Source organism: Novosphingobium sp. KACC 22771, from assembly GCF_028736195.1.
Taxonomy (GTDB): Bacteria; Pseudomonadota; Alphaproteobacteria; order Sphingomonadales; family Sphingomonadaceae; genus Novosphingobium.
Genome location: NZ_CP117881.1, coordinates 906,291 through 920,204 on the forward strand (window position 1 = coordinate 906,291; position 13,914 = coordinate 920,204).

10 protein-coding genes are annotated in these 13,914 nt (G+C 64.0%); 4 read left to right on the forward strand and 6 right to left on the reverse strand.

Annotation, left to right across the window (positions count from 1 at the left end):
* Position 1 precedes the first annotated feature (1 nt).
* A complete protein-coding gene (locus PQ467_RS03950; protein ID WP_274175253.1) occupies positions 2-1,951 on the reverse strand; it encodes a tetratricopeptide repeat-containing sulfotransferase family protein in 1,950 nt (649 codons plus the stop codon).
* A gap of 104 nt (positions 1,952-2,055) precedes the next feature.
* Positions 2,056-4,602, reverse strand: coding sequence for a TonB-dependent receptor plug domain-containing protein (locus PQ467_RS03955; RefSeq protein ID WP_274175254.1), 2,547 nt, complete (start codon positions 4,600-4,602; stop codon positions 2,056-2,058).
* A 557-nt stretch (positions 4,603-5,159) separates the two neighbouring features.
* Between PQ467_RS03955 and PQ467_RS03960 the strand changes: the two genes are divergently transcribed.
* A complete protein-coding gene (locus tag PQ467_RS03960; RefSeq protein ID WP_274175255.1) occupies positions 5,160-6,728 on the forward strand; it encodes a flavin monoamine oxidase family protein in 1,569 nt (522 codons plus the stop codon).
* Between the two features lie 5 nt (positions 6,729-6,733).
* Positions 6,734-7,183, forward strand: coding sequence for a c-type cytochrome (locus PQ467_RS03965; protein WP_274175256.1), 450 nt, complete (start codon positions 6,734-6,736; stop codon positions 7,181-7,183).
* A 742-nt stretch (positions 7,184-7,925) separates the two neighbouring features.
* Here the strand turns inward: PQ467_RS03965 and PQ467_RS03970 are convergent.
* Positions 7,926-9,794, reverse strand: a complete 1,869-nt coding sequence (locus PQ467_RS03970; protein ID WP_274175257.1) for an ABC-F family ATP-binding cassette domain-containing protein — start codon at positions 9,792-9,794, stop codon at positions 7,926-7,928.
* Positions 9,795-9,880: 86 nt separating this feature from the next.
* Between PQ467_RS03970 and trhO the strand changes: the two genes are divergently transcribed.
* Both trhO and PQ467_RS03980 read left to right on the forward strand, forming a co-directional pair.
* On the forward strand, positions 9,881-10,741 hold the full coding sequence (trhO, locus tag PQ467_RS03975) for an oxygen-dependent tRNA uridine(34) hydroxylase TrhO (RefSeq protein WP_274175258.1): 861 nt from the start codon (positions 9,881-9,883) through the stop codon (positions 10,739-10,741).
* Between the two features lie 49 nt (positions 10,742-10,790).
* Entirely contained in the window at positions 10,791-11,780 is a 990-nt protein-coding gene (locus PQ467_RS03980; RefSeq protein WP_274175259.1) for an LLM class flavin-dependent oxidoreductase, read from the forward strand.
* Here PQ467_RS03980 and PQ467_RS03985 read toward each other — a convergent pair.
* The 3 genes from PQ467_RS03985 to PQ467_RS03995 all read right to left on the reverse strand — a co-directional run bounded on the left by PQ467_RS03985 (position 11,749) and on the right by PQ467_RS03995 (position 13,775).
* Positions 11,749-12,285, reverse strand: a complete 537-nt coding sequence (locus PQ467_RS03985; RefSeq protein WP_274175260.1) for a DUF2478 domain-containing protein — start codon at positions 12,283-12,285, stop codon at positions 11,749-11,751. The two genes, PQ467_RS03980 and PQ467_RS03985, sit on opposite strands and share 32 nt — an antisense overlap.
* Positions 12,282-12,590, reverse strand: a complete 309-nt coding sequence (locus PQ467_RS03990; protein ID WP_274175261.1) for a cystatin domain-containing protein — start codon at positions 12,588-12,590, stop codon at positions 12,282-12,284. Before PQ467_RS03990 ends, PQ467_RS03985 begins: the two co-directional genes overlap by 4 nt.
* A gap of 192 nt (positions 12,591-12,782) precedes the next feature.
* Positions 12,783-13,775 carry a LacI family DNA-binding transcriptional regulator gene (locus PQ467_RS03995; RefSeq protein ID WP_274175262.1) on the reverse strand — a complete coding sequence of 331 codons (993 nt, stop codon included), beginning with the start codon at positions 13,773-13,775 and terminating at the stop codon, positions 12,783-12,785.
* Positions 13,776-13,914: the final 139 nt, after the last annotated feature.

A 13,914-nucleotide genomic window follows, 5' to 3' on the forward strand; every position in this document is an offset into this window, starting at 1 on the left:
TCTACCGCCACCCCTCCAACGCATCCCCCAAGGCTTCCTTTAAAGCTCCCAAATCCGCTTCAAACGCCCGCCAGTGGTCGAGCCCGGAGCGATAGATCGGCCGCCGGACCTGCTCGCTGGAGACGGTGCGCACCGCGCGGTCATTTTCGAAAAACCGCAGACAGGCCGGGTCGAAATCCACCCCCACCGCGTCCAGCAGGCGGCGCACCTGCCCCTCGGTGTCCTCGACCAGATCCTCATAGACCAGCGTATGGACAGCCCCCGGCGCGGCCCGTGCAAAATGGCGGATCAGCGCGAGATAGTGCCGATAATAGCGCCCCAACTCGGTCAGATCATAGGAAAACTCCTGCCCCTCGGCAAAGAGCTGTTTAAAGCCGGAGAAACACGCCGCCATCGGCGCGCGGCGCACATCGACGATCCGCGCATGGGGCAGAATCAGCCGGATCAGGCCGATATGGCGGAAATTGTTGGGCATCTTGTCGATAAACCGCGCCCGACCCAGCCGCCGATGCACCGCCGCGCGCGCCAGATATTCCTCGCCCCATGCGCGCACCTGCGCCGCATCGGCCTTGGCCAGCGCATCATCCCCCTGAGCCGCAATCCGCGCCGCCAGCGCGCCGATATAGGGCAGTTCCATCGTCCCCTCGATATCCGGGTGGCTGGCCAGGATTTGCTCGACCAAAGTGGAGCCCGAGCGCGGCAAGCCGACGACGAAGATCGGCGCATCGCTGTCAGCCCCCCATCCTTCGCGGGTGGTAAAAAACTCGGGCGTATACAGCGCCGAAACCCGCTCCGCCTGCGCCGGATAATCCTCGGCGACCATGGCGAAATGGCGGCGCACCAATGCATTGCCGCGCGCATAATGGGCAAAGGCATCGCCCGCGCGGCCCGCATCCTCGGCGGCGCGGCCCACGGCAAATTCCAGATGCAGCCGGTCGATCTCGGCCAGATCTCCCCGCGCCAAAAGCCCACGCATCGCCGCCAGATCGCCCTCGCTGAGCGCCGCAACCTTCAGATTGGCCAGCGACCACCACGCCTCGCCGACATGGGGCGCCAGCGCGGCGGCGCGGCGATAGGCGGCGATGGCCGCATCACGCTCGCCCTTGGTGCGCAAAGCATGGCCATGGTTGATGGCCACGCGCGGATTGCCGGGAAATTCCCGCGCCAAACCGGCATGCAGCGCCTCCGCCCCCGCCTCGTCACCCAGCAGAGCGAGACAGCCCGCCTGAAGGTTGCGATAGGCCGGATTGGCCGGTTCGGCAGCCAGCAGGGGCGCCAGTTCCCCCATCGCCGCTTCGGCCTCCTGCCGGATGAACAGCGCACGGGCCAGATCGAAGCGGGCGATCGTAAAGCCCGGATCGAGCGTCAAGGCATGGCGCAGCAAAGTCTCGGCATGGTCAAAGGCCCGCACCGCCACATAGCAGGCCGCCAGCAGGCGCGAGGCCTCGGCATGGTTGGGCTGGGCCATCAGGAAGGCGCGCAGGATCGGTTCGGCATCGCCATGGCGACCCAGCGCCACCATTTCGGCCGCCCGCCCCACATCGGGATGGTCCGCCGACAGCCGCGCCAGCGCCGCCTTGGCCCGCATTTCGCGCGCGGCGTCGCCCATGGCAAAACCCGCATCGGCCAGCGCCTGCCATGCCTCGCCCAATGCAGGGTCGAGTTGAACCGCAGCCTCCAGCTGCGAAAGGCCATCGGCGGCGCGCCCCGTCGCGCGCAAACACAGGCCCAATTCATAGCGCGTGCGCGCCGCGCGGGGAAAGGCCTGCGCCAGCGGGGCCAGCAGACCGAGCGCCTCGACACAGCGCCCCTGTCGCCGCAGGGCAGAGGCCAAAATCAGGCGCGGGCGCGGGTCTTGCGGCGCACGGGCGGCCAGCGCGCGGGCCAGCTTTTCCGCGCGGGCAGGGGCCGTGGCCAATGCCTCGGCGGCTTGGGCAAAAGGATCGCTCATCACATCATCCGCATAGGGCCAAAGTGCGGCGGCAGGCAAAGAAAAACCCGGCCCGCAGGCCCCATGGGGGACAGCGGACCGGGCAGCAGGTTTATGTAAAAGGCTTAGAAGTTGATCGTCGCGCGGGCGTAGTAATAGCCCCCGTTGATGCCCCAAGGCGTGAAGGAAAGCGGGGCATTGTACACATTGTTGGCCAGCGGACGCTCGCCGGTTGTGCCGCGATTGATGGTGGGCATGGTCGGCGCCTGCTTGTCGAACAGGTTGTTCGCGCCAAGGTCGAAGCGGATCTTCGGCGTTACCTTGTAGCCCACGTTGAGGTCGGTGATGAAGGTCGTGCCGATCTTCATGTTGCGGCAGGTGGCGGTATCGCCCCCGGCGCAATTGCCGGTGCCGTCGGTGCTGATGTGCTGGCTGGTGGTGCCATACAGCGTTTCGCGCAGGTTGATCGAGAACTTGCCGACGTTCCACAGCGCGCCCGCGATCAGCTTGACGCGCGGCGTTGCCGTGGTCAGCGCATCCTTGGCGGTCTGGGTCAGCAGGTCGGTCTGACCGGCGGCGGCATTGTAAACCGCGGCGGGCAGCGGGTTGACCTTGGTGATCTCGGTCTTGTTATAGTTGGCGCCCAGCGACCAGTCGACCTTGCCCATTTCGCCAAAGTCGCTGCTGTAGCTGGCGGTGGCTTCCACGCCGCGGGTGCGGGTGTCAACGCCGTTGCTGAAGATGTCGATGCCCGCATAGGACGAGGCATCGGCCAGCGATACGCCGCGCGAGATCAGCGCGTTGAGCACGGCCTGCGAAACGATGCCGTTGGTGCCAAAGCCGTCGAGGAAGCCGAAGATATCGCCCGAGGGAACGATGCGGTCGCGGATCTTGATCTGATAGGCGTCAACCGTGATCTGCAGCTTGGGCAGCGGATGGGCCACGAAACCGACCGAGAAGTTGGTCGACTTTTCCGCCTTCAGCTTGGGGAAGCCAAGGAGCTGGGCCGCCGCCGAGTTGGGGGGAAGCTGGCCAAAGGTCGAGCCGGGGCCGACGTTGACCGACGAATAATACTGTTCGGCCAGCGTGGGAGCGCGGAAGCCGTTCGACACCGTGCCGCGAATGCCCAGTTGCTCGCTGAAGTCATAACGGGCGTTGAACTTGCCCGCAACGGTCGAGCCGAAGTCGGAGTAGTGTTCATAACGGCCCGCCACATCCACATGCAGATGTTCGATCGGATCGGCGGCCACATCAATGTAACCGGCATAGGAGGTGCGGCCATAGGAACCGGCATCGGTGGGCGCAAAGCCGGGATAGGACTGACCGCCGCCAAAGGCATAGGAGCCATATTCGCCCTGGGTAATCGAATAATTACCCTGGCGATATTCGCCGCCAAAGGCCAGCGTCAGAGGCTTGGACATGCCCAGATCGAAATCGCGGCTGATGTCGATATTGCCGACCCATTCGCTGTTCGAAAGCTGGCCGTCATAGAAATTGCGCTGGAGGCCGGTTAGCGGGGTCGCGCTGGCCGATTGCTCCATGGCAAAGAGCGAAGGGTTGGCCGAATTGATCGTGTAGAGCGAGACCGCATCCTTGCCGTAGGTCAGCGAGAGGTCATAGTTCCACTCGGCCGCCTTGCCCTTGATCCCGGCGGTCAGCGAGAAATCTTCCTCGCGGATGTTTTCCTGCGGCTGGAAGCCTGCGGGGAGCGGATAGACCGTCGTGCCGGTGCTGGTGGTGCCCGAAACGCGGCTGGGCGAGCGGTAGTTTTCGAAAGCCTTGGCGTTGCGGTTGCCATAGGTGCCGAAAGCATAGACCTGCGCGTCCGAGCCTACGTCATAGCCGGCGTTGAACGACAGGTTGTAAATCGAATAGCGCGCGTCGCCATTGATATTGTTGACGTTGGGATAGCCGGGGAAGCTCTTGAGGCCGTTGGTAACGACCGCGCTCTGGCCGGGCTTGAGCGAGCCGTCGGCATAGAAGAAGCGGCGGTCGTAATTGCCGTGCGAGGTGTAGTCGTGGAATTTATACTCGCCGGTGACGTTGATGAAGCCCTTTTCGCCCAGCTTGAAGCCGAGGTTGAGCGCGGTGGCCGCCGTCTTGCCGCCGTTTTCATAGTTGCTGCCGCCCGTGGCGGTAAAGCTGCCGCCGTGGTCGGCGCTTTTCAGCATGATGTTGACCACGCCCGCGATCGCGTCCGAACCATATTGCGCGGCCGCGCCGTCCTGCAGCACTTCGATGCGGCCGATGGCGTTGGTGGGCACAAACGACAGGTCGGTGGTGGCGCTGCCCGAATAGGGGCTGCCGCCCAGCACGGCGAGGTTGGCGGTGGTGTGGCGACGCTTGCCGTTGATCAGCACCAGCGTGTCATTCGGGTTGATCCCGCGCAGCGCGGCCGAAAGGGTCAGGTTGGCCGTGTCGCCGCCAAAGCCCTGGAAATTGAGCGAGGGAAGGGTCTGGGCCAGAACCTGCGTCAGATCCTGCTGGCCCACGCTTTGAAACGCCTGCGTACCGATGAGCTGGATCGGGGCGGCGCTGTCGGCGGCCTTCATGCCGGTCTGGCGCGTGCCGGTAACGATGATCTCGCTCGACGGTTCGGCCTGATCGGCCGCCTGTGCCGCCATCGGCGCAAAGAGGGCAAGCGCCGTGGTGGTGAACAGCAGTTTCTTCATGCAAATTTCCCTCATGGTTATACCTTGATCCCTGGGTCGGGGCATGATCGCGACCGGATTCACGGGGGCTGTGAAACCGGGGGCGAAGTCCCGATGAGGAATGGCTACGCCTGAGGGAGGCGGGGGGCATATACTGGGTTCGGCGTATAGACCGGGCTTTTATGTCGCTTTTATTGCTTTGTGTCATGCATGCACCGCCGCGCGGAATATTATGCCGTAAAGGGTGGGGTAAACGGTTGCATTATGCGCCGCTCCTTCCGATCCGGCGCAAATCACGGCTCTGGCCCTTTTGGGCAAGGTCGGACGGAATAAGCACATTGGCGTATCAACAAATGCGAAATTTGCGCCGATTTCCCAATCCAGCTCCCAAGCTTTGTTAGGAATCCTCAATTGTCCTGAGGCCCTGACAATCCCTATGGTAAAGCTGGCCCTATGGTATGACAGAAGAGGTCGCAGAGCCGCCTTTGTTGCCCCCTTATGTTGCCCCCCTCGTTGCACATGCGAACAGGAACCTGAGAATGACCGACAATTCAGCCGCGAATGGGCTCCTTCCAAAGATGACCAAGCGCGATCTGCTGGCCATGATTGGCAAGACGGCGGGCGCATCGGCCATGTATATGGCCATGTCCAGCCTCAATCAGGCCCATGCCACCACGTTCAAGGGCAAGCCCAAGCTGGAAGGCGACGTCAAGGGCGCCTCGGTGCTGATTCTGGGCGCGGGCGTGGCGGGGCTGGTGGCGGCGCTGGAGCTGAGCCGCGCGGGCTACAAGGTGCAGGTGCTGGAATATAACAATCGCGTGGGCGGCCGTTCGTGGACGCTGCGCGGCGGCGACAGCTTTACCGAGCTGGGCGGGGCAACGCAGAATGTCGGTTTCGCGCCGGGCAACTATATCAATCCGGGTCCGTGGCGTTTGCCCTATGACCACAAGGGCATGATCTCTTACTGCAACGAACTGGGCGTCGCGCTCGAACCCTTCATGCAGGTCAATACCAACGCCCTGCTGCACAACACGCAGGCCTTTGGCGGCAAGCCGATCGCCTATCGCGAGATCCAGGCCGATTTCATGGGCCATACCAGCGAATTGCTGGCCAAGGCGGTGAACAAGCAGGCCTTGTCGGAGGATGTGACCAAGGAGGACGCGGAAATCCTGCTCGAAGCCCTGCGCGACTGGGGCTCGCTGGACAAGGACCTGCGCTATGTGAAGGGGCCGGAAAGTTCGGATCGGCGCGGCTGGGCCAAGAATCCGGGCGGCGGTCTTTCGGCCTATCCCATCCCGTCCGAACCGATGAAGTTTTCGACCGTCCTGCAATCGCATCTGTGGACGGGCCTGTCGGCGGGCTTTGGCATCGAGCGTCAAAGCTCGATCTTCCAGCCCGTGGGCGGCATGGACAATGTGGCCAAGGGCTTTGAAAAGCATGTCGGCCAGTTCGTCCGCTTCAACAGCAAGGTGGTTTCGATCAAGCAGGACGCCAAGGGCGTCACCGCCACCTTCGAGGACACCAAGACCGGCCAGCGCGGCACGGCCAGCGCCGACTATTGTCTGTGCACGATCCCGCTCTCGATCCTTTCGCAGATCGAGATGAATGTGGGCGACAAGATGGCCGACGCCATTCGCGCGGTGCCTTATGAGGCGGGCTTCAAGGTCGGCCTCGAATTCAAGCGCCGCTTCTGGGAGCAGGACGACCACATTTTCGGCGGCATTTCCTATACCGACCTGCCGATCACCCAGATCTCCTATCCATCCTCGCGCTATGGCTCGAGTGGTCCGGCCACCCTGCTGGGCGGCTATACCTTTGGTGCCTATGCCTATGAATTCACCTCGCTGCCGCCCGCCGAGCGTGTGGCCCGCGCGGTGGAATGGGGTTCGAAAATCCACCCGCAGTACAAGGACGAGTTCCTCAACGGCGTGGCCGTGGGCTGGCACCGCGTGCCCTGGACGCAGGGGTGCTTTGGCAACTGGAGCCCCGAGGCGCGCAAGGAGCATTACGACAACCTGTGCCAGATCGACGGCCGCATCCTGCTGGCGGGCGAGCATGCCTCGTTCATCCCGGCATGGCAGGAAGGCGCGCTGACCTCCTCGCTCGACGCCATCGGGCGTCTGCATCAACGTGTTGTGGCAGGGTGAAATCCATGAAGAAGATCCTCTTTCCTCTCGTCGCCCTCGGTCTTGGCCTGTCGGCTCCCGCCCATGCCCAGCGCGGCGACGCGCAGCCCACCACGCTGATCGCCAAGCCCGGCGAAAAGGGCTCCGGCGATGCCGATGGCGCCTTTACCAGCCTGTTCAAGTTCAACGAACCGACCGGCGAGGCCCTCTACAAGCGCGTTTGCGCCGGTTGCCACATGTCCGATGCCAAGGGCGCCCAGGCCGCGGGCCACTACCCCGCGCTGGCCGCCAACAAGAACCTCGCCTCGGCCGGCTACCCGCTCTACATCGTGCTTCACGGCAAGAACGGCATGCCCGCCGTCGGCAAGATGATGAGCGACCAACAGGCCGCCGATGTGGTCAACTATGTACGCGCCAATTTCGGCAACAAGTACAAGGACAAGGTAACCGCTGCGGACGCCAAGGCGACGCGGTGAGTTGATGGGCGGGGGTTGCGCTCCGCCCCGGTATGAAGTGCGAGGTGGGGCGGGGGAGGTTGCGGCTTTCCTCGCCTCGTTTTGTTTGGGGTTTAAGGGTTTGCCTCCGGCGGGCAAAGGGCGGGGGCCCTTTGCAATCCCGATACTGTCCGCGTTGCGTGTTGGGGGCGGCGTGGTGGTTGGGGGGAATGTTTGGAAGGACTGATATATAGCTTTGCGGAGAGGGGCAAAGAAGTGTAGTTAAATACCCATGATTCTATCGAGTAGCACCATGTATCATTGTGGGGGATGCCATTTCTGCGGCGAAGAGGGCTGGCTTGGTTTTTATCTCTGCAATGATAGGGAAACAATCATACTGCTGTGCGATGAATGCAACACGGTTTATATCTCGCCAGATAAAAAGCTTAGAGGTGTTTACTCATATTTGGGGAGTTCGCCCGATTTTTTGGTTGAAGGTCTTGGCGTTTCTGTCATTGGCGGAAGGGATGCGACTCGTTCAGAGATAGAAGCTGTTGGTTGGCAGGATTTTGTTATCGGGCAGGTTTCTTACTCCGGACAGAGGCAGTGGCCAACAGCGCGCAGTTAAGAGCAACACACTGAGTTTTCGTTATTTTCCTGCCGCGCAGCGGCCTTTAAACCAGCGACCAGCGCTCAAGCGTAACGCAGATCCACCGGGACGATAATGACAGTAACGGGATTGCAAAGGGCTTTCGCCCTTTGCCCGCCGGAGGCATAAAACCTCTTATCCCTCCAGCTTTTCCACCAACGTCATCCAATGCGCCTCGGCCGCCGCCGTTTCGGCCTCCAGCGCCTCCCGCATTTGGCCCAGCTTGCCGATGTTCATGCCCTTGAGCGCAGGCGCCGCCTTGGCGGGGTCGGACAGGGCGACATCGACCTCGGCGATTTTGGCCTGCAATTTGGCCATGTCCTTTTCGGCCTTGGCGACCTTTTTCTGCAATTCCTTCACCTCGGCCCAGGCCAGGTTGTTGGCCTTGACGGCGGCGGAGGGCGCAGGCTTTGCGTTGCCCTCGGCGGTTGCCGCCTTGGGCTGGTTGCGGCCAAGGATGAAGTCGATGTAATCCTCGATGCTGCCGTCATAGGGCTCGGCCGCCCCGCCATCGACCAGCACGAGGCGGTCGGCGGTCATTTCGACCATGTGGCGGTCGTGGCTGATCAGGATCACCGCGCCTTGGTAATCGTTCAAAGCCTGCACCAGGGCCTCGCGCGCATCGACATCAAGGTGGTTGGTCGGTTCGTCGAGGATCAGCAGATGCGGCGCATCGCGCGTCACCAGCGCGAGGGCCAGACGCGCGCGCTCGCCGCCCGAAAGCTGGCTGACGGAGGTGGTCGCCTTGGGGCCGGAAAAGCCGAAGCGGCCAAGCTGGGCGCGCACCGCGCTTTCGGGCTTGCCCTGCATCGCGCGGGCCATGTGCACCAGCGGCGTGTCGCCGCCTGCCAGTTCTTCCACCTGATACTGGGTGAAATAGCCGATGTTGAGCTTGCCCGCCGTGACCATCTCGCCCTCCATCGCGGGCAATTGCCCGGCCAGGAGGCGCGCCAGCGTGGTCTTGCCGTTGCCGTTGCGGCCCAGCAGGGCGATGCGGTCATCCGGGTCGATGCGCAGGTTCAACCGCCGCAGGATCGGCGTGTCGCCATAGCCCACCGCCGCGCGGTCCAGCGTGATCAGCGGCGGACGCAATTCGGCCGGATCGGGGAAGTTGAACGAGAGCGAGGGATCCTCGATCATCCCCAGAACCGGCTGCATCTTGGCCAGCATCTTGGCGCGCGACTGTGCTTGTTTGGCGGTGCTGGCGCGGGCCGAATTGCGGCGGACGTAATCTTCCAGCTTGGCGCGCTGGGCGTCCTGCGCGGCCTTGGCGGCGGCGGCTTGGGCGGCGCGTTCGGCGCGCTGGCGTTCGAACGAATCATATCCGCCCGCGTAAAGCGTCAGCTTGCCGCCCTGAAGATGCAGGATCGTATCGACCACATTGTTGAGCAGATCGCGTTCATGGCTGATGATCAGCAGCGTGCCGGGATAGGCGCGCAGGAAATTTTCCAGCCACAGCGTCGCTTCGAGATCAAGGTGGTTCGAGGGTTCGTCAAGCAGCAGTACGTCGGGCTGGGAAAACAGCAGCGAGGCCAGCGCCACGCGCATCTTCCACCCGCCCGAATAGGAATCGAGGGGCTGCGCCTGCATTTCCTCGGTAAAGCCCAGACCCAGCAGGATGCGCGCCGCGCGCGCAGGGCCGGTATAGGCGTCAATCGCGATCAGCCGGTCATGGACATCGCCAAGCCGGTTGGGATCGGTCGATGTCTCGGCCTCCTCCAGCAGCGCGGCGCGTTCGGTGTCGGCGGCCAGCACGGTTTCAAACGGGGTGGCCGTGCCGGTGGGGGCTTCCTGCGCGATATAGCCCAGACGCGAGCGGCGGGGCATGTCGATGCTGCCGTCGTCGGGTTCCAGCTCGCCGATGATGGCCTTGACCAGCGTCGATTTGCCCGCGCCATTGCGCCCGACAAGGCCCACCCGCGCGCCCGTGGGCAGGGCGGCGCTGGCGCGGTCAATAATGGTGCGGCCACCAAGGCGCACGGTGACATCGGAAATGTTCAGCATCCGCGCCGCCTAGCAGGCAAGCGCGCCAAGGGCCAGCCCCAGAGCAGTTTTGCCTGATGCGCCAAATCGCGCTATGGGCCGCCCCCATGACCACTCCCATGAATACGCCCATGATCACCGTTGCCGCGCTTTACCACTTCACGCCCTTTGCCGATCCTGCGGCCCTGCGCGAGCCCTTGCTGGCGCTGTGCGCAGAGCAGGGGATCAAGGGCACGCTCCTGCTGGCGGGCGAGGGGATCAACGGGACCATCGCGGGCAGCGCGCAGGGAATCGCCGCCGTGGTCGATCACATCCGCGCGCTGCCGGGCTGCGCCGGGCTGGAGGTCAAATATTCCCACGCCGCCGCCATGCCCTTTGGCCGGATGAAGGTGCGCATGAAGCGCGAGATCGTCACCATGGGCGTGCCCGGCGTCGATCCGCTCGCGATTGTCGGCACCTATGTCGAGCCGCAGGACTGGAACGCGCTGATTGCCGACCCGGACACTATCGTGATCGACACGCGCAACCATTACGAGGTGGTTGCCGGAACCTTTCATCGCGCCATCGATCCCAACACGCGCTCTTTCCGCGAATTTCCCGATTGGTTCCGCAGCCAGCGCGAGGCTTTGCTGGGCGCCAAAGGTTCTACCAGGGGCAAGCAGCCCAAGGTCGCGATGTTCTGCACCGGCGGCATACGCTGCGAAAAATCCACCGCTTTCCTGAAAAGCGAAGGGGTGGAGGAGGTTTATCACCTGAAAGGCGGCATCCTCAATTACCTCGAAAAAGTGCCTGCGGAACAAAGTCTTTGGGAAGGCGAATGTTTCGTGTTCGATGAACGCGTGACGCTGGGCCATGGGCTTGCGCTGGGCCATCATGTGTCCTGCGCGGCGTGCGGCGCGCCGGTGGGCGAGGAGGAGCAGGCATCGCCGCTCTATGTCGCGGGCGAGAGTTGCCCGGCCTGCGCATAAATCAGGGCCCTCCTTGCGGCGGACGGGGGCCATGCCCAAATAAGGGGGCATGAGCCAATCCATCCCCCTGTCCGTCCTCGATCTTGTGCCCGTCCTCGAAGGCGGCACGCTGACGCAAGCCTATGCCCATGCCGCCGCCCTTGCCGCCCATGCCGAGGCCGAGGGTTTCGCGCGTTACTGGGTGGCCGAACATCACGGCATGCCCGGCATTGGCGGGGCGGCCACTTCGGTCGTGCTGGCGCATGTGGGTGGGCATACTTCGCGTATCCGGCTGGGCTCGGGCGGGATCATGCTGCCCAACCATGCCCCTTTGCAGATTGCCGAGCAATTCGGCACGCTCGATGCGCTCTATCCGGGGCGGATCGATCTGGCGCTGGGCCGCGCGCCGGGGTCGGACGGACGCGTGGCGATGGCGCTGCGCCATGGCGATCCCGATGCCTTTCCGCAACAGGTGATGGAATTGCAGGCCTATTTTGCGGGCGATGACCGGCTGGGCTTTCCCGCCGTGCCGGGCCTGGGGGCGCGGCCGGAGATGTGGGTCTTGGGATCGAGCACCTATGGCGCGCAATTGGCCGCCGCCTTTGGCCTGCCCTACGGCTTTGCCTCGCATTTTGCGCCCGCCATGCTGGACGAGGCGATTGATGTCTATCGCCGCCTGTTCCGCCCCTCGGCGGTGCTGGACCGGCCGCATGTGATGGTGGCCTGTAATGTATTTGCCGCCGATACGATGGACGAGGCGCGTTTCCTCGCCACCACGATGCAGCAGGGCTTTGTCGCGCTGCGCACCGGGCAGAGCCGGGGCGGGGTCAAGCCGCCGGTCGAGAATTATTACGAGAATCTGCCCCCGCCCCATCGCGCCATGCTGGATCAGGTGATGTCCTGCACCGCGATCGGCACGCAGGGCGAGATTGAGGCGATGCTGCGCCGCCTGATCGCGCGGACCGGGGCCGATGAAATCATCGTTGCGGGCCAGATGTTCGATCAGGAAGCGCGGCGACGCAGCTTTTCTATTGCGGCGGCGGCGATGCGGGCGCTGTAATCTGTTCCAGCCAGCGCTCGACCGCCGCAAGTTCGGGCGGGAGAGCGTTGGCATAGGGCCCGGCAAATTCGCCCCATGCGGCCGAAAAGCGGGGCGAGATCGTGAGCAGCACCGGCACGCCCGCATCAAGCGCGGCCAGCAGGCAGGGCAGCAGGCCGCCGCCCGCATCGGCCTCCATCTTGCCGAATTTGCTCAGGATGAGGAGGTCGCATGCATCGTTGAGGCGCGCCTCGACCCATGCGCCCGCGTTGACCAGCGCGCCCGTATCCAGCGTGCAGCCCTGCGCCTCACAGCCCAGATCCTGGCCCAGCGGGAAGCGCGCGCCATCCTGGATGCTGACCAATGTGCCGGGGGTGCATTCCTCGCCGCTTGCCGGTGGCTCCTCGATCAGGCCCATGATGCGCAGCGACCCGCCCCAACGCGCGACGACATCGGCCAAAAGCGCCTGCGCGCGGGCCGAGCCTTCGGCCATGATCGCGCCAAGCAGCGGCGGCGCGGCGCTCAAAGACGCTGCTTTCGGCTCAACTCCATCGTGCCGTCCAACCGCCGCCACACCGTCACATCCCACCGCTGGCGATTGGTCAGGCGCAGCGTCAGCCGGTAATTCATTCCCGCCACCACCTGCTGGCGGACGGCATCAATATGGGCGAGGCGGGCGTGATGGCCCAATTGGCGCGCCGCAAATTGCGCAGCCTCGCGCACCTCGGGATTGTCGCTCTGACCCGCGCTCCATCCGCCCGCCACAGGTTGCGCGACGGCAGGCGGGGCGATCAGCAATCCGGCCAACAGCGCCGCCAATCCAGCCCTCATTCCGGTATCCTTTCTTAGCCAAACTCGCCTGACGATGACGCCACGCACGGTCAAACGCAAGGGAGCCAGTAAGTCCACCCCCCGCCGCGCAGCGGCTATCCATCATCACAAAATGCCCCCACCGTCGAACCCAACCCCAAATAACGGGATTGCAAAGGGCCCCCGCCCTTTGCCCGCCGGAGGCAACTCTCCCTACCCCCTTGGCGGCGCGCAGGAGTCGCGCAGAATGATCTCGAAATCCAGCAATCCGCGCGGCGCCTTGTCGGGCGCAACGATGCATTCCACCCCCGCCGCGCCCATCGCCTCCAGCGGCTGGCGCACCGTGGTCAGCGCGGGCGAAATCAGGCGGCTCATCGGCGTATCGTCAAAGCCGATGACCGAAAGATCGTCCGGCACCTTCAGCCCCGCCTCGCGCGCGGCCATCAGCGCGCCCACCGCCATTTCGTCATTGGAGGCAAAGATTGCCGTGGGTCGCCGGGGCAGGGCGAGCAGGGTGCGGGTGGCCTCCAGCCCCGATTGCAGGTCGAAAAAGCCCTGAGCAACCAGCGCCGGGTCCAGCGCCAGCCCGGCTTCGGCCAGCGCCTGACAATAGCCTTCATAGCGCAGAGTCGCGCCCAGATGTTGCGGGTGGCCGCGCACAAAGCCGATGCGGCGATGGCCCAGGCCCAGCAGATGCGCCATGATCGCCCTGCTGGCCCCGCGTTCGTCGGTCGAAATATGGGCCAATTCCTCGCCCTGCGCCGCCGAGATCAGCGCGAGGCGCCCGCCCAGTTTGCGCACAGCGGCCACAAATTCGGTGTTTTCGGACAGCGGCGGGCTGAGCAAAATGCCATCGGGAGCAATCGTGGCAAACAGCCGCTCGACCAGAGCGACCAGATCCTTGTCCTGACTGTTCACCGGTTCGACCACCAGATGATAGCCCAATTCCCGGCATCGCCGCGCCGCGCCATCATGCAGCGCGGCAATATAGCTGGGGTTGGGATTGTCGTAGAGATGGGCGATCAGGAAGGAGCGCCCGCCCGCAAGGCGGCTGGCGGCGCGATTGGGCTTGTAATCCAGGTCGCGGGCGGCAGCATGGACGCGTTCCTTGACCTGCGCCCGCACATGCGGTTCGTTGTTCAAAACGCGCGAAACGGTCTTGATCGAAACGCCCGCGCGCTCGGCCACATCCTTGATGGTGGTCACGATTATCCTCTGCCCGCGCCGGATGAGCGATGGGTGCCCCCGCTCATGGCGCTCTTTATGTTACCGCTCTCATGACCAGACTAGAACCCGCGCGCCGGATGACAACCTGTTTTTCCGCTCAAAAATACCAGCGGTGGAC

What these genes read in the sequence shown, in the direction of transcription:
- PQ467_RS03950 (WP_274175253.1), bottom strand. Translation starts at nt 1,951, where the DNA reads ATGAGCGATCCTTTTGCCCAAGCCGCCGAGGCATTGGCCACGGCCCCT.
- trhO (WP_274175258.1), top strand. Translation starts at nt 9,881, where the DNA reads ATGACCACTCCCATGAATACGCCCATGATCACCGTTGCCGCGCTTTAC.
- PQ467_RS03990 (WP_274175261.1), bottom strand. Translation starts at nt 12,590, where the DNA reads ATGAGGGCTGGATTGGCGGCGCTGTTGGCCGGATTGCTGATCGCCCCG.
- PQ467_RS03970 (WP_274175257.1), bottom strand. Translation starts at nt 9,794, where the DNA reads ATGCTGAACATTTCCGATGTCACCGTGCGCCTTGGTGGCCGCACCATT.
- PQ467_RS03955 (WP_274175254.1), bottom strand. Translation starts at nt 4,602, where the DNA reads ATGAAGAAACTGCTGTTCACCACCACGGCGCTTGCCCTCTTTGCGCCG.
- PQ467_RS03965 (WP_274175256.1), top strand. Translation starts at nt 6,734, where the DNA reads ATGAAGAAGATCCTCTTTCCTCTCGTCGCCCTCGGTCTTGGCCTGTCG.
- PQ467_RS03980 (WP_274175259.1), top strand. Translation starts at nt 10,791, where the DNA reads ATGAGCCAATCCATCCCCCTGTCCGTCCTCGATCTTGTGCCCGTCCTC.
- PQ467_RS03960 (WP_274175255.1), top strand. Translation starts at nt 5,160, where the DNA reads ATGACCAAGCGCGATCTGCTGGCCATGATTGGCAAGACGGCGGGCGCA.